The sequence below is a fragment of the Bradyrhizobium sp. URHD0069 genome (assembly GCF_000701345.1).
Classification (GTDB): Bacteria; Pseudomonadota; Alphaproteobacteria; order Rhizobiales; family Xanthobacteraceae; genus Bradyrhizobium.
Genome location: NZ_JNIJ01000005.1, coordinates 219,424 through 242,250, shown reverse-complemented (window position 1 = coordinate 242,250; position 22,827 = coordinate 219,424). Strand labels below are relative to the sequence as shown.

Sequence of the window (22,827 nt, the reverse complement as noted above, 5' to 3'; positions counted from 1 at the left end):
AGCTTCACATCCCCTTGACGATGTTCTCGGTCATCTTCTTGGCGTCGCCGAGCAGCATCATGGTGTTGTCGCGATAGAACAGCGGATTGTCGATGCCGGCGTAGCCGGAGGCGAGCGAGCGCTTGATGAACATCACGGTGCCGGCCTTCCAGACCTGCAGCACCGGCATGCCGTAGATCGGCGATTTGGAATCGTCCTCGGCGGCGGGATTGGTGACGTCGTTGGCGCCGATCACGAAGGCAACGTCGGCCTGGGCGAATTCGGAATTGATGTCCTCGAGTTCGAACACCTCGTCATAGGGCACGTTGGCTTCGGCCAGCAGCACGTTCATGTGGCCGGGCATGCGGCCGGCGACGGGGTGAATGGCGTATTTCACCTCGACGCCCTCTTTCTTGAGATTGTCCGCCATCTCGCGCAACGCGTGCTGCGCCTGCGCCACCGCCATGCCGTAGCCGGGCACGATGATGACCTTCTGCGCGTTCTTCATGATGAAGGCGGCGTCATCAGCGGAGCCGAGTTTTACCGGACGCGCTTCGGCCGCCGCTCCGCCCACGGCCGCGGTCTCGCCGCCGAAGCCGCCGAGGATGACCGAGATGAAGGAGCGGTTCATCGCGTGGCACATGATGTAGGACAGGATCGCGCCGGATGAACCCACCAGCGCGCCGGTGATGATCAGCGCCGAATTGCCGAGCGTGAAGCCGATGCCGGCGGCGGCCCAGCCCGAATAGGAATTCAGCATCGAGATCACGACCGGCATATCGGCGCCGCCGATCGGAATGATCAGGAGCGCACCGAGCGCCAGCGCAATGATGGTGATCAGCCAGAAGTCGAGCGCGCTGCCGAACATCACGAGCCTGACGATGAACACCACCAGTGCTACGCCGAGCGCAATGTTGATGATGTGGCGTGCCGGCAGGATGATCGGCGCGCCGCTCATGCGCCCCGACAGTTTCAGGAACGCGATCACCGAGCCCGTAAATGTCAGCGCGCCGATCGCGACGCCGAGCGACATTTCAACCAGGCTCACGCCGTGGATGTGGCCGGGTGTGCCGATGTCGAAGGCCTCCGGCGCGTAGAACGCTCCGGCCGCGACCAATACCGCGGCCATGCCGACCAACGAGTGAAACGCCGCGACCAGCTCGGGCATCGACGTCATCGGCACCCGACGGGCGATCACCGCGCCGATCGAGCCGCCGATGGCGACGCCGAGCACCACCAGCACCCAGCCGATGCCGTCGGCCGGCGGATGCGCGGCCAGCGTGGTCGCGACCGCGATCGCCATGCCGGTCATGCCTAGGAAATTGCCCTGACGCGATGACGCCGGACTCGACAGGCCGCGCAGCGACAGAATGAACAGGACGCCGGCGACGAGATACAGCAGTGCGGCGAGATTGGCGTTCATGATTGGCGCGCTCCCCCAGCAACTTCGTCATGCCCGGCCATAGTAGTCTGCTTTGCGCAGACTACGTAGACTTGTCTGCGATGCCGGGCATCCACGTCTTGCTTTACTTGCTCAGGAAATTCGTGGATGGCCGGGTCAAGCCCGGCCATGACGAACGACAACAATGCGCGACCAGACATTGCCCCGCCGCTCACTTGATTCTCTTCTTGTACATCGCGAGCATGCGCTGGGTGACCAGGAAGCCGCCGAAAATATTCACGGACGCGAAAACCAGCGCGACGAAGCCGAAGCCGCGCGCCCATACCCCGCCGCTGCCGACCATTGCGACGCCGACCGCGAGCAGCGCACCGACCACGATCACCGAGGAGATCGCATTGGTCACCGACATCAGCGGCGTATGCAGCGCGGGCGTCACCGACCACACCACGAAATAGCCGACGAACACGGCGAGCACGAAAATCGACAGCCGAAAGACGAAGGGATCGACGGCCTGTGCGATATGATCCATGGCGGCTCTCCTGTTAGCCCGTCATTCCGGGACGGCGCGGCGCGCCGGACCCGAAATCCCGGGGATTGGTTTGCAATGGAGATTCCGGGTTCGCCCGCTGACGCGAGCGCCCGGAACGGCGAAAGAATTGTTCGCGCATCATCATTCACGCGCTCTTCGGCTGGAAATTCGGATGAATGACGGCGCCGTCCCTGGTCAGCGCGGTGGCCTTGACCAATTCGTCGTCCCACTTCACCGCCAACGCCTTGGTCGATTTGTCGACCAGCGTCTCGATGAAGGAAAACAGGTTGCGCGCATAGAGGCTCGACGCCGACGCCGCGACGCGTCCGGCAAGATTGGGAACGCCGACGATCTTCACGCCATCCAGGTCCACGGTTTCGCCGCTCTTTACGCCCTCGACATTGCCGCCGCGCTCGACCGCAAGGTCGACCAGCACCGAGCCGGGCTTCATCGACTTCACCATCTCCGAGGTGACAAGGCGCGGCGCGGGCCGGCCCGGGATCAGCGCCGTCGTGATGATGATGTCCTGCTTCTTGATGTGCTCGGCGGTCAGCGCCGCCTGCTTGGCCTGATACTCTTTCGACATTTCCTTGGCGTAGCCGCCGGCGGTTTCAGCCTGCTTGAACTCTTCATCCTCGACCGCGAGGAATTTAGCGCCAAGACTTTCGACCTGTTCCTTTACCGCAGGCCGCACGTCGGTCGCGGTGACGACGGCGCCGAGCCGCCGCGCGGTGGCGATCGCCTGCAGGCCGGCAACGCCGACGCCCATCACGAACACTTTTGCGGCCGGCACGGTGCCCGCCGCGGTCATCATCATCGGAAAGGCGCGGCCGAAGGCTTCCGCCGCCTCAATCACCGCCCGGTAGCCGGCGAGATTGGCCTGGCTCGACAGCACGTCCATCGCCTGGGCGCGGGTAATACGCGGCATCAATTCCATCGCAAATGCCGACACCCCCGCGTCCGCCATCGCCTTTAGCGCGGCGTCGTTGCCGTAGGGGTCCATGATGGCGATGACCAGTGCGCCGCGCTTGTAATTTGCAAGCTCGCTCGCCTCGGGCCGCTTCACCTTGATGATAATGTCGGCGTCTTTCAGCGCGTCCGCGCTGACGCTGGCGCCGGCCGCGGTGAATTCCGAATCCGGCAGGCCCGACTTGATGCCCGCGCCCGGCTCGACGGCAATATCGACGCCCAGCGCCTTGAACTTTTTCACCGTGTCCGGCGAAGCCGCGACCCGCGGCTCGGACGGATCGATTTCCTTGGCGACGGCAATCTTCATGGGGCCTCCGGCGGCGCGAAATGCACGCGCGCGAGAATTAGCGCTTAATTCGCAAGGATGGATACCGCTTTTGCGACCGGAATGGGTGCAATTTTCTCGGTTGCGCCGCCGAGGGGCGGCGCGACCGCGCGGGGTCAGGTCAGGAAAATCGCCATCAGGGCAAGGATAAGGATGACGGCGCCGGTGCCGTATTTCACCAGCATGATGAAGCCTTCATAGGTCTGCTCATGGGCCGCATAATCGTTGCCGTCCGCGGTCGTGTAGGCCACTTCGCTATGCTCTGCCATCGGTCTTCCCCGTCAGTGTTCGGTACTTTGCGTGCAATTACCGCAATCCCGTTTGGAGGGCAACGGCGGCGGACGGCTTGTCCGGTGGCCGTATCCTTAACTTGCGGGGCTCGGGCCAATTATCCCTGATCCAGCGCGTCCGGCTCTCGTCGCTGACCTCGCCAACCGCGAGGGAAGGATCAGGGCTGTGGCCTGCGCAGGGTTTGGCCCCGCCCCGGTCAGGACATTCCCTCCAGCTCGTCGATCATGCCTGCGATCACGGACAGCCCGCCGTTCCAGAATTTCGGATCCTTGGCATCGAGGCCAAACGGCTTGAGCAGTTCGGAATAATGCTTGGTGCCGCCGGCCGCGAGCATTGTCAGATAGCGCTCAGCAAAACCTGCCTGGGCATTTTCGTAGACCGCGTAGAGCGAGTTCACCAGGCAATCGCCGAACGCGTAAGCGTAGACGTAGAACGGCGAATGGATGAAATGCGGGATGTACATCCAGAAATTCTCATAACCCGGCCTGATGTCGATCGCGGGCCCAAGACTCTCGCCTTGCACGCTGAGCCAGATTTCGCCGATACGCTCCGCGGTCAATTCGCCGTTGCGCCGCTCCGTATGAATGGCGCGCTCGAACGAATAGAACGCGATCTGCCGCACCACGGTATTGATCATATCCTCGACCTTGCCGGCGAGCAGGGCCTGGCGCTGCTTGGCACTTTTGGTCTGCGCCAGCAGCCGCTTGAAGGTCAGCATCTCGCCGAACACGCTGGCGGTCTCGGCGAGGGTCAGCGGCGTCGGCGCCATCAGCGCGCCGTTCTTCGCCGCCAGCACCTGGTGCACGCCGTGGCCGAGTTCATGCGCGAGCGTCATCACGTCGCGCGGCTTGCCCTGATAGTTCATCAGCACGTAAGGGTGCGCCGAGGGCGTGGTGGGATGCGAGAAGGCACCCGGCGCTTTTCCGGGTCGCACCGGCGCGTCGATCCAGCGATCGGTGAAAAAACGCTCGGCTATATCAGCCATCTCTGGCGAGAATCCGCGGTAGGCGGTCAGCACCATGTTCCTGGCGTCCGGCCAGGCGATGCTGCCGGTGGCGGCAAACGGCAGCGGCGCATTGCGATCCCAATGGGCAAGTTTCTTCTTTTTGAACCAGCCAGCCTTTAACGCGTAATAGCGATGCGACAACTGCGGATAAGCTGCGCGAACCGAGCCCACCAGCGCATCGACGACCTCGCGCTCGACGCGGTTATTCAAATGCCGCGAATCCGCAACGTCCTGGAAGCCGCGCCAGCGATCGGAAATCTCCTTGTCCTTGGCGAGCGTATTGGTGATCAGCGCGAAGGTCCGCTCGTTGGCCTTAAAAGTCTTTGCCAGCGCCTGTCCCGCCGCCTTGCGCCTTGCCGGCGCGCGATCCTGCAGCAGGCTCAGCGTCGGCTCGATCGCGAGTTCGCGGCCACCGATCTTGAAGCGCAGGCCCGAGATGGTTTGGTCGAACAGCCTATTCCAGGCGGCATAGCCGCTCTGGGATTTTTCATGAAACAGCTGCTCGACGCGATCCTCCAGTTGATACGGCTTGTCCTTGCGGAGATCTTCGATCCACGGGCGGTAGTGGGCAAGTTCGGGCGCCTGCATCGCGCGTTCGATCACGGCATCGTCGATGCGGTTGAGTTCCAGCGCGAAGAACAACAGATGCACCGAGGCATTCGTCAGCCGCTCGGACACGTCGCCGTAGAATTTGGAGATCGCGGGATCGACGCTGTCGCCGGCATGAACCAAACCGGCATACGAGGCGAGACGCCCGGCGAGATCGTCGATCGCCTCGTATCGCCTCACCGCCTCGGCGAGCCACTTGCCGCCTTCCTGCCTTGCGGTTTGTTCCGCGAGCTTGCCCTTGTAGTCCGTCTCAAACGCGACGCATTCCGCGTCCATTTTTTCCAGGTCGCGCGCGACTTCCGGCGCGCCGATACCGGAATAGAGGTCGGCCAAATTCCACTCCGGTAATTTGGCTGATCGCGATTTGCCGGATGATTTGCGGTTCGCCTTGCGGGTGGCGGCTCCCCTGCTCGATGCAGGTTTGCGGGATGTCTGGTTGGCGCGGGAGATCGCAGATCTGGTCGTCATGAACACTTTCAAATTGGTGTGCAAATTGGCGTGGCGATCAGGCGAAAGCTACAAGCTGCGGTGCCAGTTCGATAAGCAGCTCTTCGCTCTCGGCGAACACGGGTTCGACCTCGTCGTGAATTATCTGCCGAACCGTACACCACAACAGCAACACCCGCGCGACAAGCGGCCAACGCGTGGATCGGACTGCGGCTTTCGCGTGCAGCGCGACAAGGGCGAGGCTTCGATGCTCGAACAATAGCCGGCCCGACCCGTCCTCCAGGATGTAACGCCCGCCGATCCGCGACACGCACAACTCGCAGACCTGATCCGGAAGCGGACCCAGCAGATACAGCTGCGGATCGCCTCTTTCCGTCATGCCGGTTTCCCATTCCCGGCCGTTGCCCGACGCCAGCGCGACGTTCAGTGCCGCCACGATGGTGTTGAGCTCCGATTCGCCCCATAAACCTGCGCTGTGTTCGCGCTCGAACGCAACCACACTCATTTTTCTGTTCCGAATAGCAGCCGGTACAATTCCGGCTCATAGTACAACAAAAGATGCTTAGCGAACGCCGCGGGTTCAAGACCCAGTGCGGTGGCCCACGCGGCCATGGTTTCAGTTGGAACCCGGCTAAACCCGTTCTCAACCTGCGAGATGAACGTGTAATATTTGAGACCGAGCCGTGCGGCGAGGTCGACCTGTGACAGGCCGGCATCCGCCCTGCGCTGCTTCAGCCAATCCCCCGCCTGCTTGCGCAGTTGCCGGGCTTCGGGCGCAACCTTGCGCTGAAGCTTTTCGGCGAAAGCCTCTTGATATTTTCCACGTTTCATGATTACTAAACTATCTAGTATGAATTGATAGACAACGTGACTTTCCGCGCCACATTTTGTGGTTCCGTGAGCTTCAACGCGGCGATGAGAGAAAGCAATGGCCTTCACAGACCGCAGCCCGATTATTCGGAAGCACGGTCAGGGATCGACTGATCGGACCAAGGAATTGTTTGCCGGCGTCCTGCTAGGGGCGCTGATCGTGACCTTGGGATTGCGCGCCGTATTGTCTATCGATGCGTTGGCGCCCGCGATCGCGACGCTGCTGTTTACGTTTGGCGCGGCGACGGCCGGATTCGCGCTGCTTTGCCGACGCAATCAGACCCGCACGGTGTGGCTCGACATCGCCGGGGTCCTGACTTTTGTCGGCGTCGCCATCTCCATTCTGATCGAGCCGGACCAGATGGTCAGGCTTATCACCCTTTCAGATCAACCCGACTAACCGGATCGATATTCGGCAATTTTACTGCGTCGTTTCTAAGCATGCACGTCCAAGCCCGGGCCCCTCTGGCAGTTCAAGCGAACTGTGATGTCGGACTGGACGTATAACGGAGGGCCCAAGATGTTTTCCCCGGAACTAACAGCGTTTTTCCAGGTCGTGATGATCGATCTGGTGCTTGCCGGCGACAACGCGATCGTCATCGGACTAGCAGCCGCCGGTTTGCCCAAGAGCCAGCGCAACAAGGCGATTCTGGTCGGCATCTTGGCCGCCACCATCCTGCGGATCGGTTTCGCCAGCATCACGGTGCAACTGTTGCAGATCATCGGACTGCTGCTGGCCGGCGGCATTCTCCTGCTCTGGGTATGCTGGAAGATGTGGCGGGAGTTGCGCACATCGCACGCACATCACAAAGATGCTGAAGAGGCGTTGGACGGCACGACCTGCGGGCCTCGCAAGACGCTCGGCCAGGCCGTATGGCAGATTATGATCGCCGACGTGTCGATGTCACTCGACAACGTACTGGCCGTCGCGGGTGCCGCTCGCGAACATCCGCTTATCCTGATATTCGGTTTGGGCCTATCCATTGCCCTGATGGGCTTCGCCGCTAACTTCATCGCGAGCTTGCTGCAAAAGCATCGCTGGATCGCCTATGTCGGCCTTGTGATCATCCTCTATGTGGCGGTCGACATGTGCTACCGCGGCGCGCTGGAGATATGGCCGAACGTCAACGTTTAAGAGGGCGTTAATCGGCATCGGCGAGAGTGCCCCGATTCGAGACAGATGTTTGTAACGCGCGGGGAACGCCATGGCTGCCAGCATTTTGATTGTCGATGACGACGCGGTGCAGCGCCGCCTGGTCGAAAACATGGTGCAGAAATGCGGCTATGAGGCTCTCGTCGTCGATTCAGGCGATGCCGCCATTGCCATGCTGACCGCGCCGGACGCACCGGCGATCGATGCCGTGGTGCTCGATCTTGTGATGCCCGGCCTTGACGGCATGGGCGTGCTAGCAAAAATCCGCGAAGCAGGGCTCAACGTCCCCGTCATCGTGCAGACCGCCCACGGCGGCATCGACAATGTGGTATCCGCGATGCGCGCCGGCGCGCAGGATTTCGTGGTGAAGCCGGTCGGCATGGAGCGGCTGCAGGTGTCGCTTCGCAATGCGCTCAATGCCAGCGCTTTGAAAGGTGAACTGCAGCGCATCAAGCACAGCCGTGAAGGCCGGTTGACCTTTGCCGACATCATCACGCGCAGCGAGACCATGGCCGGCGTGCTGCGCACCGCGCAAAAGGCCGCCGCCTCCACAATCCCGGTGCTGATCGAAGGCGAATCCGGCGTCGGCAAGGAATTGTTCGCGCGCGCCATTCACGGCAGCGGCGAACGCAAATCGAAGCCGTTCGTTGCCGTCAATTGCGGCGCGATCCCCGACAATCTCGTGGAGTCGATCCTGTTCGGCCACGAGAAGGGCGCCTTTACCGGCGCCACCGAACGTCACACCGGCAAATTCGTCGAAGCTTCCGGCGGCACCCTGTTCCTCGACGAAGTCGGCGAATTGCCGCTGGCAGCCCAGGTGAAACTGCTTCGCGCGCTGCAGGAAGGCGCCGTGGAGGCGGTCGGCGGGCGCAAGCCGGTGAAAGTCGATGTCCGCATCATTTCCGCGACCAATCGCAAGCTGCTGGACCACGTCAAGAACGGGCAATTTCGCGAGGACCTGTTCTATCGCCTGCACGTGCTGCCGCTGACGATCCCTCCGTTGCGCCTGCGCCGGGAAGACATCCCGCATCTGCTGCGGCATTTTCTGGCGAGATTCTGCGCCGAAGAAAATCGCCCGATTACCGGCATCAGCGGCGAGGCGATGGCGCAACTGTCGCAGCTGGAATGGCCCGGCAATATCCGCCAGCTCGAGAACGCCATGTATCGCGCGGTGGTCATGAGCGACAGCGATCAACTCACCCTTGCAGATTTTCCGCAGGCCGCCGGGCAGTCATCGGCCAATTCAGAAGCGCACGGCGAGCACAGCGAGCCGCTAGTGGTTGGCCCCGCGTTTCAATCGACCCCACCGGCCATGATTCCAGGTATTGAGATACCTATCGTGCCGCTGCCGTCAGGCGGAACGCTGGCGATGCTGACCAGCGCCGGCGAAGTGCGGCCGCTCGAGGAGATGGAGACCGAGATTATCCGCTTCGCGATTTCCCATTATCGCGGACAGATGTCAGAGGTCGCGCGGCGATTGAAAATCGGCCGCTCGACGCTCTATCGCAAGCTCGATGAAGCTGCTGCCGACGGTCCGGCGGCCGGCGGCGTGGATCAGGCAAACTGAGACCGATCGCGCGATCGATTGTGGCGCCGCGGTGTCTGCAACGGGGAGGCTTAAGGGATCAGCCAATCCGGAACATTTGAACCGTTGCTTGCCGGTGACAGACAAAGGGAAAACGGCGTGGCAAAAGCGCGCAATCCGTTGCAAAGGAGTTTTTTTTGCAGTCAGGTTGTCGTGAGTTGCCCCGCGTGGTGCTGGCTGCACGAGTGGGGCGCGTGTATCGTCTGCGTATGAATCGTTGCGTGCAGGCGTGACAACTCTAAAGAAAGCGCATCCAGACCCGAACCAATGACGTTTAATGCGCTTAATAACGGATAAGGCCGGCGCTTTAGCGAAAGCTGTGACGGACGATTCTAAAGCTGTGCCATGCCGGGGCAGCTTCGCCCAAGGGGTGTGACGATGCGTGACCGTTTGAAGAACCGTGCTGGCTTTGACCGCGTGCTGATGAGCATCGCGGCGACCTTCCTCACGGTGTCTGCGACTTCAGCACTGGCGCAAGCCGATCCGGCCCGTAACAGCGCCGCGGAACTCGCGATCGACGCGGCGATCCCGCGCCCGCAGCCTGCAAACGTCCCGCCTCCAACCATCAACGATTTCAAACTGGAGACGACCGCCTCGGTGCCAGACGCGGCCAAGGGCGACGCGCCAAATCCAACGGAGCCGAAGACGACGGAGAATGCGCCGGAGAGTAAACCATCCGAGGTCGTCACCACTCCGGCTGCGGAAACCACCCAGAACGACGCCGGCAAAAACGACAGCGCGACCACCACAGCCGCGCCGCCTCCGGCCGCGGCGACCGCGACGCCGGCTGCCGAGCCCGCCAAGGAACCGACCAAGGCTGCAAGCAATGTCCCGGCGGCGGATCAGCCGGTCGCAGACAAACTGCGCGAAACGCTTGCCGCGAAGTCGTTGCGCTATTTCGACCGCAAGGCCGAACGAACGGCGGTAGAAAAATTCTACACCGCGCGTGAATTTGCGCCGGTATGGACCCAAGGCGGCACTTTGAGCGCGAGCGGCAAAGGCGTCATCGCACGTCTTAAGGATGCCGCATCCGAAGGTTTGAACGCGTCGGATTATCCGCTGCCGGATTTCGCCGCGGCGACTACGCCGGATTCCCTTGCCGAAGCCGAGTTGAAACTGACCGCCAGCATGCTTGATTACGCGCGCCAGGCGCAGAGCGGCCGGATGCACTGGTCGCAGGTCAGCGGCGACATCCAGTATCCCGAGCATCCGACCGATCCCACCGAAGTGCTGGCGAATGTCACGAGCGCCAAGGATGCCTCGGCCGCGCTTGACGGCTACAACCCGCCGCATAAGCTCTATCGCGACCTGAAGGCGAAGCTTGCCGAATTGCGTGGCCAGGGCAATGGACCGGTCATTCAGATCGCGGAAGGGCCGGCGCTTAAATTCACGCCGGCTCGCAAGAAGCAGCCGGCGGTCGAGATGGAAGATGCGCGCGTGCCGCAACTGCGCGCCAAGTTCGGCATCACTGAGAACGCCAACGACTCCCGCTACGACGCCAAAGTCGCCGAGGCCGTGCGTAAATTCCAGGAGGGCGCCGAACTCAAGCCCACCGGCATTCTGGACGACCGCACCGTGAAAGCCTTGAACAGCCCCAAGCGCGACCGCCAGATCGACACCGTGATCGTCAACATGGAGCGTTTGCGCTGGCTGCCGCGCCAGCTCGGCGCACCGTCGCTCGGGAACGCCTATGTCATTCTCAACATCCCCGACTTTACGCTCAGGGTGATGCAGAACGGCGCGCCGGTCTGGACCACTAAGGTGGTCACCGGAAAGCCCGGGATTCATGCGACTCCGCTTTTGACGGAGACGATGAAGTTCATCACGGTCAATCCGACCTGGAACGTGCCGCCGTCGATCATCTACAATGAATATCTGCCGGCGCTGCAGCAGGATCCGACGGTCCTGGATCGCATGGGACTGAGGCTCGAGCGTGCCCGCGACGGCAGCATCCGCATTTCGCAGCCGCCTGGCGAAGCCAACGCGCTCGGCCGCATCCGCTTCAATTTCCCGAACAAGTTCCTGGTGTATCAGCACGACACCCCGGACAAGCATTTGTTCGCCAGGGAAGAACGCGCGTTCAGCCACGGCTGCATGCGGGTGCAGAATCCCGATCAATACGCCGCGACGCTGCTCAACATCACGTTGCCGAACGAGCACTACACCCCGGAAAAGATCCGCAGCATGTACGGCCGCAGCGAAATCGATATCAAATTCCCGACGCCGATCCCGGTCAACATTACCTACCAAACGGCCTTTGTGGACGACGCCGGCAAGCTGCAACTGCGCAAAGACCTTTATGGCCGCGACGCCACCGTGCTGGCGTTGCTGCGCAACTCCAGAAAGGATCTGGAAAACGTGGTCGCACATTCCCAGCCGAGCTACGCCCGTCCGACCGGCCCTCTGCCGGCTGGCGTCAACTTTGCCAGCGACAACACCTATTCCAGCTATTCTTCGGGACCCTCGTTCTTCGAACGCCTGTTCGGACCGCCGATTCCTCCCGCCCCGATTCCGGGCCGCCGGCTGCCACCGCAGCCGCGGGGGGTGATCACCCGCTGATGTTCGCCATCTTCAGCGGTCTGCGATAAAATCCCGAAGCAAAATCAGAGGTCTCGCCGATTCGGCGAGGCCGTGCGATTAACCATTGTCCACCGGGTTAACCAGTGGGCTAGTTTTCGCCACACTCGGGAGGTTAGCTAAAAGCTGACTTGGGGGGTGGGACTTAAATCTCGATTAACCCACCCGCGTTAAGGCTGCGTTTACTCTCTTTCGCCGCATGGGGTAGCGGAAGAGTTCGTTGATCGGTCGTCCTTTGGGTGGGCTCATTTGTGCTGACTGGTTTCGCGCGCCAATTCAAAACGCTGTCGTTACCAAGGGCCGGATATCATCTCGGCCTGACATGCTTGTTGCTCCTGATGGGAGCCCGATCAGTCCACGATGCGACCGCGCTGAACGAAACCCGCACCCTCTCCTTCCACCACACCCATTCGGATGAAGATCTCACCGTCACCTTCAAGCGTGACGGGCGCTATGACGAAGCGGCGCTGAAGCAGCTCAATCACTTTCTCCGCGACTGGCGCAGCCAGGAACAGACCACGATGGATCGTCATCTGTTCGACATCCTCTGGGAAGTCTACCGCGACGTTGACGCCAAGAAGCCGATCCATGTCATTTCCTCCTATCGTTCCCCCGCTACCAATTCCATGCTCCGCCGCCGTTCTTCGGGCGTAGCCCGCTTCAGCCAGCACATGCGCGGCCACGCCATGGATTTTTTCATTCCGGACGTGCAGCTTGAGCAAATCCGCTCTGCCGGGCTTCGCCTGCAGCGCGGCGGCGTCGGGTTCTATCCGAGTTCGGGATCGCCTTTCGTCCATCTCGATACGGGCAGCGTTCGGCACTGGCCGCGAATGACCCACGATCAGCTGGCCCGCGTATTCCCCGACGGACGCACCGTGCATATTCCCTCCGACGGCAATCCGCTGAAGGGATATGAGCTTGCCCGCGCCGACATCGAAAAACGCGGCAATGGCGATTACGCCCCGACCAAGAGCCTGCCGAACCTGTTGGCTGCCTTGTTCAAAGGCAAATCGAACGAAGAGGATGACGAGGGCGCCACCGCTCCCGCTGCAAGCGAAAAGACCGCTCCGGTCGGTGTGACGGCCGCCGCCGTTCCCGCCAGATCCGCAGACCCCGTGCCGATGCCGCGTGCAAAGCCGGCGGCCGCGACCTTCCAGCTGGCCTCGGCCGACGCACAGATCGTCCCGCCCGCAAAATCGAAGCAGGTATCCTCGACATCGGCTGAAAAGGCCGATGCGAAACCGCAAACACCGGCCGATATCATCAATGCCCGCGGCTTTTGGGACGACGCCGCCACCACGCCGAAGCAGGCAACGCCGGCGCAGGTCGCTGCCCTCAACGCCCGCCGGGCACTCGCCTCTGCCGATCCGCAATCGACCGCAAGTGTTTCGAACGCGTTGCAGGCGCTGGCCTACGCGCCGGCAGCCTCCACCCAGGTTGACCGCTCGAATGTCATTGCGGCCAGCGCACCTAACCCCCGCAGCATCCGGCCGGCATCCGCCCCGCGCAATCCGGCGGCGGCCAGCACGATCGATACGGTGGTCCCCAAGGGACCGCAGGATCGAGGCAGCGTGGTCGCGATGTCGACGCGGATCGCGGCTGCCAGGAGCAACGATGTTTGGATGCGGATGATGATCCTGGCGCCGAGCGCGAGCACGTCGATGTCCGCCACCGTCTTGGGCGATTCCGACATGACGCTGATGCGCGCGCATTTCGTCAAGCCGCAAGCAGCGATCATGATGAGCTTCGCGGACGATCCGCAGATGGGAATGGTCTGCGAGCGCTTTACCGGGTCGGCAACCGCGACGCTGGCGACCACATCCTTCGTGATGCGCACCGCCGCGCTGCGCTGAGCGCTTCGTCGAAATCGCAAATCGCTTCGACAATATTAGCGCCGCCCTCGCAAACGCGCGGACCCAGAACCGCTGGCGAGATTTGAAGACGGCTCCACGGATTTTCTTGAACTTCGGTGGTTATGGTCTCGGCGAACGCCGCGACGACGTAAGATTTGGCTCTGAATTAGCGCCTCACCACATTCCCAGCGCTTGCATGTCGTTTTCCAGGCGCGTTTCCGCTCCGCGGCAGGTCAGGCCGGCAGGCCTGCCTTGAGGAGGCCAGCCTCGTGGCGCTGGCGGTCGACTTCGCGCTTGTAGTGCTGGGTGGCGAGGGAGAGGGCCACGGAGAACTTCGGCTCGCGCTTGAGCACCTCTGCCGCGTGCGCGGCGGCCGCGACCGTGTTGCCCATCTGCGCGAACGTAGCTGCAAGGAAGGCATGATGCGTGTAGTCAGGCCGAGTGATCCGGGAGAAGGCCCCAGCAGCTTCGGCATATTTCTCGGCGCAATAGCAGGCACGCCCGAGATGGCTCCAGAAGCGCTCCGGGTGGTACGGATTGAGACGCATCGCCTTCTTGATCCAGTCGATGCCCTCCTCCGGCCGCCCCAGCCAGGTCAGAAGCTCGCCCTGCTGCACCACAACGAGGTCGCTATTTGGGTTGAGCGCGAGCGCCCGCTCCTGATGATACGCGGCCTTGTCATGATCGTCGCGCGTCAGGTTCAGCGCAGCGAGAATCCGGTGCACATCGCTGTCATTGTCATCGAGCCCCAGCGTGGTCTCCAACTCCGCGGCCACGTGCTGGAGAGTAGCATCGCGATCGGCGCACCAATCATGAACCCAGGTCTGGCCCAGTACGCATGCCTTCCAGGCGTGAGCATGAGCATAGTTCGGGTCGAGCGCGAGGGCCCGGTTGAGCAGGCGCTGCGCTTCGGCGTTGTCCTCCCGCGTCGAGCGGTGGTGCAGCACCTTGGCGGTCAGCACGCACTCATAGGCCGCCATGTTCTCGGTCGGCTTGCGTTTTGCACGGTCGTGCGTGGCGGCCTCGACGCGGCCGGGCAGCGTCGCGACTATCGCACGGGTTATCTCGTCCTGGATGGCGAAGATATCCTCAAGCTGGCGGTCATAGCGTTCGGCCCAAATGTGCCGGTCGGTTTCTGCGTCGATCAGTTGCACAGTGACGCGGATGCGATCGCGCACCTTTCGCACGCTGCCCTCGAGGAGGTAGTCGACGCCGAATTCGTGCGCAATCTCGTGCACCTTCACAGCCCTGCCCTTGTACGCGAAGGTCGAGTTGCGCGAGATCACGAGCAGGTCGTGGAAGCGCGATAGCTCCGCAATGATGTCCTCGGTTAAGCCGTCGGCGAAGAATTCCTGCTCCGGATCGCCGCTCATGTTAACCAGCGGCAGCACGGCGATGGACGGCTTCTTGGAGACCGTCGTCGGCACCGCAGCGTTTTTCGCCTCCTCTGCCGCCGCGGTTTTTGGATCTTGCTCAAGCCGGACCCGAAAGACGCGGATCGGACGGGCGATGTTCTTGACGTTCTGCTCGCCGAGATCCTCGAATTCGACGTCTTCCAGTCGCTGGCCGACCTGATCGCGCACCGCGCCTGAAACACAGATGCCGCCCGGCTCGGCGAGCATTTCCAGACGCGCCGCGACGTTCACGCCGTCGCCAAAAATGTCGTTTTCCTCAACGATCACGTCGCCCAGATTGATGCCGATGCGAAACTGTATCCACCGCGCCGGCGAGACGTCGGTGTTGCGCCGTGCCATCCGGCGCTGAATCTCGGCAGCGCACAGCACCGCCTCAGCGACGCTGTGGAACTCGACCAGCAGGCCGTCGCCGGCGGTCTTGATGATGCGGCCGCGGTTCTTCGCGATGGCCGGATCGATGAGCTCGATTCGATGGGTCTTGAAACGCGCGAGTGTTCCCGTCTCGTCGACCTCCATCAGTCGACTGAAGCCGACCATGTCGGCGGCGAGGACCGCTGCGAGCCTGCGCTCTGGTCCAGGCACGTCCATCCCTTCGGTTTCCTTTACCGAACAGTCTAGCAGATGGGAGGCTTTTGCCCAAGCTTGCGCGCGCCGAAAGTGCTGGCGGTTAGCACCGTAGCGAGCAGGCGCGGTCGTGCGTGCTCTCGTATGCCGCCAAAACCGTGCCGAGACTCAAGTGACGCCGCCGGTGCGGCACGCCGCAAGAAAGAAGGCAACGCTCTGCGCCACGTGCGGCTGGATCTCCTCCTGCAGCGTCTTGAGCTTCTCACCGAACAGCGCCCGAATGAGAAGCGGCAGCAAAACCAGATCCAGAAAGAATCGAGTTGTCGTTTCGAGCCGCTCCGGAGCAAATGCGGGCAGAGTTCCGAGCTCATTGGATTGCGCCACCTCGCCAAGGAGCCGCGCCACGGCATCAACGCCGCGTTCGCGCGCCTGCCGGTGGACGCTGCTCGCGAGATCAGGAAACCGCCGTGCTTCGGCAATGGCAAGCCGCATCAGGCCGGTGTTATCGCTCGCCAGGGCGCGCTGCAGGAGGACAGCGCCCACGTCAGCCAGGCGCTCTTCGATGTTGGCGCCGTCGGGGACGTGAACGTGAGCGTCCGCGATCTTGACGACATTGCGCATCACCACGGCCGCAAACAGCGCCTCCTTGGTAGCAAACCGGGCATAAATGGTCGGCTTCCCCGCGCGGGCGACGCTTGCGATTTCATCGATGCTCGCGCCGGCAAGCCCGTGTTCAAGAAAGACGCGGTGAGCCGCATCCAAGATGCGCGTCTCGACCTCTCCGGCGAGTTCCCGCGGCGGCCGTCCGCTGCGTACGGCGCCGCGCTTCGGCTTCGGCCCAATCAACGTGCTTGGCATCACGCGCGCTCACATTGACGCGATTACGCCGGCTTTGGCCGACGGTCACAAACTTGATCTTGATTACCGCCATTGCCGCCTTAAGTAAAGAAACGAAACATTATCGTTTCGTTATTTCGCCGGGCCACAACTGGCCGCCGCCGGGACCCTCCGGAACCCAAGGCAGGAGCGAGAGCAATGACGTTAGAGGCACCGATTCGGGATCGAGACGAACAACCTTTGCTAAAACAAGCACCATCGCCGCCACCCCGAGCGGCACCTTCCATCGGCTTGGCTGAGGATGGCGACAGCAACGTTGTCGCGCCCAAATCGCCGCCTCTACAGCGTCGAGCGGTCGAACCACTGCCGGCGCGCGAACGCGAGCACCCGCGGCAGCAGGACCAAAATGGTCATGAGCCAAGCGGTGGTGGCTCCAAGGGCTTCTTGCGCCGGCATCCGCTGACTTCCCTGATCGGCCTGGCACTTTTGGGCGCGGCAAGCGGGTTCGGTTACCTCTATTGGGACTACACCCGGCATTTTGAAACCACCGACGACGCCTTCATCGCGGCGCGCCAGTTTTCGATTGCGCCAAAGGTGTCCGGCTACATCACGGCCGTCCCGGTCACCGACAACGAGCATGTCGTCGCGGGCAGCGTGATCGCGCGTATCGACGACCGCGATTACCGCATCGCGCTCTCCCAGACGCAGGCGCAGGTCGAGGCTGCGCAAGCCAGCATTCAGAACATCGATGCGCAGATCAGCGTTCAGGAGGCGCAGATCAACGCCAACCAGGCACAGGTAGAGCAGGCGCAGGCCGGACTGGTATTCGCACAGCAACAGGCCGCCCGCTATGAAGACTTGGCGCAAAGAGGCGCCGGCACCATTCAGAATGAACAGCAATTTAATTCGCAGCTCCGCCAGCAACAGGCGGCGCTTGCAAGTGCGCAAGCCGCGCTGAAAGTGGCGCAGCGGCAACTCGAGTCACTGAAGGCGCAGCGCAACAGCGCTGTCGCGAACCTCGCGCAAGCGGAAGCCCAGCGCGATCAGGCGCAACTCAATCTGTCCTATACGACCGCAACGGCAGCCCAGCCTGGGCGCGTCGTCAACCTCGGCGCTGCACTTGGTCAATTCGCGGCGCAGGGCACGGCGCTCACGATGTTCGTCCCGGACGACATCTGGGTCACGGCGAACTACAAGGAGACTCAGCTCGACGCCATGCGGCCCGGAGAACCGGTAACGCTCGAGATCGACGCCTATCCGGAACGCACGATCCGCGGCCACGTCGCCAGCGTCCAGCCGGGATCCGGTCCCGCGTTCTCGCTGCTGCCGCCCGAGAATGCCACCGGAAACTATGTCAAGATCGTCCAGCGGGTGCCGGTCAAGATCCTCCTGGACAATCCTCCGACCGACGTTTCACTCGGTCCCGGCATGTCGGTGGTGCCGACCGTGCGCGTCGACCCCGCGCCGTCGCTCTATGAACGGCTGAGGGCATGGCTGTGAGTGGCGGCGGCACCCGAGCGGACACGCTTGGCCCGGCAAGCGCCGCAGGTCCAAACCCGTGGCTGATCGCGGTGGTGGTTGCGGTCGCCACCTTCATGGAGGTGCTCGACACCACCATCGCCAACGTCGCGCTGCCTTATATCGCCGGCGGAATGGGAGTAAGCGAAGACGAAGCCTCCTGGGTGGTGACGAGCTATCTGGTCTCCAATGCGATCATCCTGACCGCGAGCAGCTTTCTAGCCCGACGGCTCGGCCGCAAGCGCTTCTTCCTGGTGTGCTTGGCGCTGTTCACCGCGAGCTCGGTGCTGTGCGGATTTGCCTGGAACCTGAACTCACTGCTGCTGTTTCGCATTTTGCAGGGTCTCGGCGGGGGCGGCATGGTGCCGGTCTCGCAATCGATCCTGGCGGATTCTTTTCCGCCGGCCAAACGTGGCCAGGCCTTCGCGCTGTTCGGCGTCGCCGTGGTGGTGGCGCCGGTGGTTGGCCCGACGCTCGGCGGCTGGCTGTCGGACAATATCTCCTGGCACTGGTGCTTTCTGATCAACGGCCCGGTAGGGCTGCTCGCGATGGCGGCGATCGCGATCGTCCTGCGCGAGTCTCAAGTTGCGGAGCGCCAAAGGGCCGCGTTCGATGTCGTCGGCTTCGTGCTGGTTGCGACCTTCCTCGGCGCGCTCGAGGTAATGCTTGACCGCGGGCTCGAGGATGACTGGTTCGGATCAAACTTCATTGTCGGCGTCGCAACCGTTTGCGCGATCGCCTTCGTGCTCATGATCCCTTGGGAGATGAGTCGAAAAAGTCCCATGATCGACCTGCGGATGGTGGCGAGCCGCCAGTTCGGCGCCTGTTTCCTGGTGATGCTGGTGACCGGCGCGATTCTGCTGGCGACCACGCAATTTTTGCCGCAGATGGTGCAGCAGAACTTCGGTTATACCGCGACCTGGGCCGGCCTGGTGCTGTCGCCGGGCGGTCTCGTCACCATGGTCATGATGTTCATCGTCGGCCGCCTATCGAGCAAGGTCCAGCCGAAATATCTGATCATCGCCGGCGCGACCGTGGCCGCACTCTCGATGTACGACCTGACCAGGGTGTATGGCGACGTCGGCTTCTGGTTCTTCGCGACCTCGCGCATGCTGCTCGGCGTCGGTCTGCCGCTGATCTTCCTGTCGATCACGGCCGCCTCCTATGACGGGCTCCCGCCGGACAAGACCGATCAGGCTTCGGCCTTGATCAACGCGGCGCGCAATACCGGCGGCTCGATCGGCGTTTCGCTCGCCTCCAACGTGCTGTCGCATCGCGAGCAGTTTCACCAGATGCGGCTGGCGGAGCATGCGATCCCGTCGAGCGTCCAGTATCAGGACACACTGCAGCAAGTCACGAGCTACTTAACCGCCCACGGAAGCTCGCTCGCCCAAGCGCAGCAGCAAGCCTTCGTCTGGATTGGACAGGCGGTGCAGGCGCAGGCGGCGCTCCTGGCTTACATGGACGTCTACTGGGTGCTGATGCTGATCTCACTTGCAGCGATTCCGCTCGCGCTTACCTTGCACAAGGTAAAGCTCGGAGGGCCCGCTCCGGTCGAGCACTGATCGCAATGTGCGCCGCACGGCACGGGGATCAATGACCGTTGCGCGGAAGGGATGATCCGACATCGGCCCCGCCACCCACTAATGACGATGGCGGTGTCCAGGGCGCGTCCGTTTTCGGAAAAAATTAGCTGAACGCGAAGGCGAACAGACTGGAGCACAGCAGTACGAATCCGGCTGCGGTCAGCGCGAGAAACCCGTCGGCTACAAGGTCATGGTTCTGCATGATACACCTGCCATTCTCGATGCTCGTCTCGGGTAAGCCAACTCTCTTGCCGATGGCCAAACTGATTATCCGCGTAGGAGACGCGAACATAGAGAAGGCCAGCGGGCGCTACGCCGCCGACCTTGTCTTGCAACTGCCGGCTCGCGGCTCCGGTTCCATTGCGTATGTTGGCGCCGCCGGTGTCGACGGACCTGTAAGCTACGCGGCGTTAAAGTGGTTGTTTCAGCGCCACGACTTCCTGCGTCCATTTAACCGATAGCACCGGGCGGCGACTAACACTATTGCGCACGAGTATGGTCCGACCGTACTGAGGTAGGCTCGCATTACGGAATTGGGATATAGCTGATTATCCCTTGGTTTAATCAGCGGTCGGGTCCGTTAGGCCCGCATAGGCTAGATCATCCGCGCCACAAGCGGAATTTTTCGCAACAGGGCCGTCGCAATCCAGCTGATCGAGAGCGTGCCGGCGAACACGATCGCGAATTTGACAAAGGGTGAGAGCGGCGGTTCGTAGACGACGTATTGTAGCCAGATAAGCGGAATGAAGTGCAGGAGATAGATTCCGTAAGCCGATGATTGCATGGCATCGAGCGGCCAGAGCGCAGATCGCGCCGAGCGCAGGAAAACCGCAAAAACGGTGAATGCCATAGCCGCGCTGAACATCGCTAACAAAACACCATATGCCGTCTGCCACCAAAGCGGCGGCGAATTGAAATTGGCCAGCCAATTGTGGTGCGCATAGACCAGAAGCAGGATTCCGCCGTAGAACGCAGCCGCAAAGACGAGCCACACCGACCAGTGCTTGGTCAACGCTCCGTCCTTAGCAAGTATCCCGGTCCTAAGGCTGACCGCTCCGGCGCCGATGCCAATGAAAAAATAGCCCGCATAGAGAAAAATGCGGCTGGTCTGAATCGGAATCGGATAACCGCCCGGATCGAACCAGGCTGAATCACCAAAGATCAGCCGCATCGGTAGATAGATCACGATCGAGACGACCAGGAAGGCAGCAAAGGCGGCGAATGGCAGCTCGCGCAATGCAAAGATCTGCTGTCCCAAGATTTCGAACATACGCGGTGCAAAAGTCCAGAAGCCGGCCGCGATCGCACAGAGCACCAGCAACGCCCACAGAAACCACGCGGACCCGGACGGCCAAGGGCCGAGGGTGATCGTGTGCCACCAGAAATGAACAAAATTGAAGTCCGCCGTTCCCGACAGATGATAGCGCATGAAGCTTGCATAATAGGCGATCGGCATAATGATGAAGATCGACACCAGAAACGGCACGCCCAATCGCCACGCGCGGCCCGCCAGAAAATTTGCCGATCCCCGCCGTGCCAGGCTGCCCGGTACAAACAGGCCCGAGATCAGGAACATGCAAGCCATGAAGAAGCTGTCATTGAACAGCACGACCAGGTCGAAGCCAAGCCAGCGCATCCTGTCGCCGTGGCCGAAATAAGTGTAGTTGATAACGGAATGGTGCAGCACCACCAGCAGCGTGATGAAACTGCGCGCGCGGTCGAGCGGAACGATGCGGCCGGCCGCCGCCGTCGTCAATTGCTCTCGGCTCTCGATCCTTCGCGGTATCATTTCTCGGGACGCGAACTGACTGAGTTCCATTCTGCCAGTCCCTGCGTAACCTGGTGATGATCAACTTGATCATCAATGCCATCCAGGCGCTGAGCGGTGTCGAAGGTCTGCGCGAACTACATATCACCACGGAGCGCAATGGATCGAATGAAGTGCGCGTAACGGTGCGGGACACCGGCCCGGGGGCAAGCTTGGAGAAGCTGCCACATCTGTTCGAGCCGTTCTATACGACCAAGCCCACCGGTATGGGGATGGGTCTATCGATCTGCGGCCCCATTATCGAAGACCACTGTGGGCGCCAGCGAACATGAGCCAAAGGGTGCGCTGTTTCAGTTTACTATTCCCATCGGCTATTGTGGATCAGCCCAGCGGTAGCCTGTCGCTGGCTCAACCCGGAATTTCCGACACGTCCGCACTTGCGCGAGCTGTGAGGGTGGAGCGCGCACCAGCCGGCGATAGCCGCGGTGCATTCATTAGAGCGGCACCCGGTTTAGACTTGCCTGCCACGCGATCCGCCTTTGGCGTCCTCAAGATTATGTCGATCTCGGCTGATGCAACTGCCAGCAAACTCTGATAGCTCGTCTGCCCCTCTCCAGCCGCCTTGGCGATACATCTTGCGACACGGGCGATCCGAGCCGACGTTGTGTCGTTGACGGGTATCGCGGGGATGACCTCGTCAAGGACATCCGCCACCCGCTTGATAAGCTCCGGGCTGTGGATCTGCATAACGCGGCTCTCATTCCAAGCTGAAAATTCGGTGCGCTGCGATTGGCGAGGCACGCTCGGTCGAGCGGCTGGCTTGCCGCTCGTGTTCGGTGAATGGCAAACTTAAAGTAAAGGATGATCCTTTGGCGAAGGAGTGATCGACGCGGCCACCAAGGCTTTGGGCCAGATCGTGAAGGATCGTTAGCCCTCGTCCAAGCTTGAGACTTGGCGGAGCCGAGCCGTTGTCCGAAACTCTGCATTTTACGAGTGCCCCCGCTCGCGATAACTTTACCCGCACCTCTCCATCTCCGCCCTCGAAGTGTGCATGTCGCGCTGCATTATTTACGAGCTCGTAGACGATCATTCCCAGCCGCCAACACCGGTACGATTCGAGCCGCAAAGTATCAGCCACAAATGCGAGCTGTATCTTCATGCGGCCCAGCTTGGATCGGCTTATCGAGAAGCAAAGCTTTTGAAGGTATTCCGCGGCGTCAACGAGCGCGTGACGATCCGGCATCTTTAAAGCGCGATGGACGTCGGCATACTGGTGAAGCAACTCGACAACGTCGCCTAGAGCAGTTTTGACTGCCGCGTTCTCCGACCGCACAGCCGCAAGTGCGACCATGTTAATGACGGAAGCAAATTCGTTGTTGATCCTGTGGTTCAACTCGAGAAGAAGTGCCCCCTCATGCGAGGTTGGCAGCTGCGGGTCGAATTTCATCACGACAGCCTCCCGTCGTTGAGTTCTTAAAAGAGGTCCATGCGCAAACCTGAAGGGGTTCCTGAAGGTAAGTGACGACTGTACGGCGCTGAACCGA

The 22,827-nt window shown here is 61.7% G+C and carries 19 protein-coding genes; 8 read left to right on the top strand and 11 right to left on the bottom strand.

Features of this window, described 5'->3' with window-relative positions:
* Window positions 1–4: 4 nt before the first annotated feature.
* The 7 genes from N554_RS0101195 to N554_RS0101155 form a co-directional block, all read right to left on the bottom strand.
* The gene (locus tag N554_RS0101195; RefSeq protein WP_029581799.1) at window positions 5–1,402 is read right to left on the bottom strand and encodes an NAD(P)(+) transhydrogenase (Re/Si-specific) subunit beta; all 1,398 of its coding nucleotides are present in this window, start codon (window positions 1,400–1,402) and stop codon (window positions 5–7) included.
* A gap of 190 nt (window positions 1,403–1,592) precedes the next feature.
* On the bottom strand, window positions 1,593–1,910 hold the full coding sequence (locus N554_RS0101185; protein ID WP_029581797.1) for a proton-translocating transhydrogenase family protein: 318 nt from the start codon (window positions 1,908–1,910) through the stop codon (window positions 1,593–1,595).
* Window positions 1,911–2,055: 145 nt separating this feature from the next.
* Window positions 2,056–3,186, bottom strand: a complete 1,131-nt coding sequence (locus tag N554_RS0101175; protein WP_029581796.1) for a Re/Si-specific NAD(P)(+) transhydrogenase subunit alpha — start codon at window positions 3,184–3,186, stop codon at window positions 2,056–2,058.
* Window positions 3,187–3,320: 134 nt separating this feature from the next.
* A complete protein-coding gene (locus N554_RS0101170; RefSeq protein ID WP_029581795.1) occupies window positions 3,321–3,473 on the bottom strand; it encodes an aa3-type cytochrome c oxidase subunit IV in 153 nt (50 codons plus the stop codon).
* A gap of 218 nt (window positions 3,474–3,691) precedes the next feature.
* On the bottom strand, window positions 3,692–5,578 hold the full coding sequence (locus tag N554_RS0101165) for a M3 family oligoendopeptidase (RefSeq protein WP_029581794.1): 1,887 nt from the start codon (window positions 5,576–5,578) through the stop codon (window positions 3,692–3,694).
* A 37-nt stretch (window positions 5,579–5,615) separates the two neighbouring features.
* Entirely contained in the window at window positions 5,616–6,062 is a 447-nt protein-coding gene (locus tag N554_RS0101160) for a hypothetical protein (RefSeq protein ID WP_029581793.1), read from the bottom strand.
* On the bottom strand, window positions 6,059–6,496 hold the full coding sequence (locus N554_RS0101155; protein ID WP_245283488.1) for a helix-turn-helix domain-containing protein: 438 nt from the start codon (window positions 6,494–6,496) through the stop codon (window positions 6,059–6,061). The genes N554_RS0101160 and N554_RS0101155 overlap by 4 nt, the downstream gene beginning before the upstream one ends.
* On the opposite strand from N554_RS0101155, the gene N554_RS0101150 reads away from it, so the two are divergent.
* The 5 genes from N554_RS0101150 (at window position 6,486) to N554_RS0101130 (ending at window position 13,595) form a co-directional block, all read left to right on the top strand.
* Window positions 6,486–6,827, top strand: coding sequence for a hypothetical protein (locus N554_RS0101150; protein WP_029581791.1), 342 nt, complete (start codon window positions 6,486–6,488; stop codon window positions 6,825–6,827). The two genes, N554_RS0101155 and N554_RS0101150, sit on opposite strands and share 11 nt — an antisense overlap.
* 120 nt (window positions 6,828–6,947) lie before the next feature.
* On the top strand, window positions 6,948–7,562 hold the full coding sequence (locus N554_RS0101145; RefSeq protein WP_156041711.1) for a TerC family protein: 615 nt from the start codon (window positions 6,948–6,950) through the stop codon (window positions 7,560–7,562).
* 70 nt (window positions 7,563–7,632) lie between these two features.
* Window positions 7,633–9,147, top strand: a complete 1,515-nt coding sequence (locus N554_RS0101140) for a sigma-54-dependent transcriptional regulator (RefSeq protein WP_029581789.1) — start codon at window positions 7,633–7,635, stop codon at window positions 9,145–9,147.
* Between the two features lie 396 nt (window positions 9,148–9,543).
* Window positions 9,544–11,724: a L,D-transpeptidase family protein gene (locus N554_RS0101135; protein WP_029581788.1), complete on the top strand. Its 2,181-nt coding sequence runs from the start codon at window positions 9,544–9,546 to the stop codon at window positions 11,722–11,724.
* Window positions 11,725–11,993: 269 nt separating this feature from the next.
* A complete protein-coding gene (locus N554_RS0101130; RefSeq protein ID WP_081851065.1) occupies window positions 11,994–13,595 on the top strand; it encodes a peptidoglycan L,D-endopeptidase MepK in 1,602 nt (533 codons plus the stop codon).
* Between the two features lie 233 nt (window positions 13,596–13,828).
* Here N554_RS0101130 and N554_RS0101125 read toward each other — a convergent pair whose 3' ends face one another.
* Together N554_RS0101125 and N554_RS0101120 are read right to left on the bottom strand one after the other, a co-directional pair.
* The gene (locus N554_RS0101125; RefSeq protein ID WP_029581786.1) at window positions 13,829–15,598 is read right to left on the bottom strand and encodes an adenylate/guanylate cyclase domain-containing protein; all 1,770 of its coding nucleotides are present in this window, start codon (window positions 15,596–15,598) and stop codon (window positions 13,829–13,831) included.
* 144 nt (window positions 15,599–15,742) lie between these two features.
* Entirely contained in the window at window positions 15,743–16,432 is a 690-nt protein-coding gene (locus tag N554_RS0101120) for a TetR/AcrR family transcriptional regulator (protein ID WP_029581785.1), read from the bottom strand.
* A gap of 423 nt (window positions 16,433–16,855) precedes the next feature.
* Between N554_RS0101120 and N554_RS0101115 the strand changes: the two genes are divergently transcribed.
* Together N554_RS0101115 and N554_RS0101110 are read left to right on the top strand one after the other, a co-directional pair.
* Complete coding sequence (locus N554_RS0101115; RefSeq protein ID WP_245283487.1) at window positions 16,856–17,911, top strand: HlyD family secretion protein; 1,056 nt, start codon at window positions 16,856–16,858, stop codon at window positions 17,909–17,911.
* Window positions 17,902–19,494, top strand: a complete 1,593-nt coding sequence (locus N554_RS0101110; protein ID WP_036052088.1) for a DHA2 family efflux MFS transporter permease subunit — start codon at window positions 17,902–17,904, stop codon at window positions 19,492–19,494. The genes N554_RS0101115 and N554_RS0101110 overlap by 10 nt, the downstream gene beginning before the upstream one ends.
* Before the next feature lie 616 nt (window positions 19,495–20,110).
* Here the strand turns inward: N554_RS0101110 and N554_RS0101095 are convergent.
* Window positions 20,111–21,334: an acyltransferase family protein gene (locus tag N554_RS0101095; protein WP_245283486.1), complete on the bottom strand. Its 1,224-nt coding sequence runs from the start codon at window positions 21,332–21,334 to the stop codon at window positions 20,111–20,113.
* 26 nt (window positions 21,335–21,360) lie between these two features.
* Here N554_RS0101095 and N554_RS0101090 point away from each other — a divergent pair, with 26 nt between their 5' ends.
* Window positions 21,361–21,615, top strand: a complete 255-nt coding sequence (locus N554_RS0101090) for an ATP-binding protein (protein WP_029581780.1) — start codon at window positions 21,361–21,363, stop codon at window positions 21,613–21,615.
* A gap of 425 nt (window positions 21,616–22,040) precedes the next feature.
* Here the strand turns inward: N554_RS0101090 and N554_RS0101080 are convergent, their stop codons facing one another.
* A complete protein-coding gene (locus N554_RS0101080; RefSeq protein ID WP_051677227.1) occupies window positions 22,041–22,730 on the bottom strand; it encodes a sensor histidine kinase in 690 nt (229 codons plus the stop codon).
* Between the last annotated feature and the right edge of the window lie 97 nt (window positions 22,731–22,827).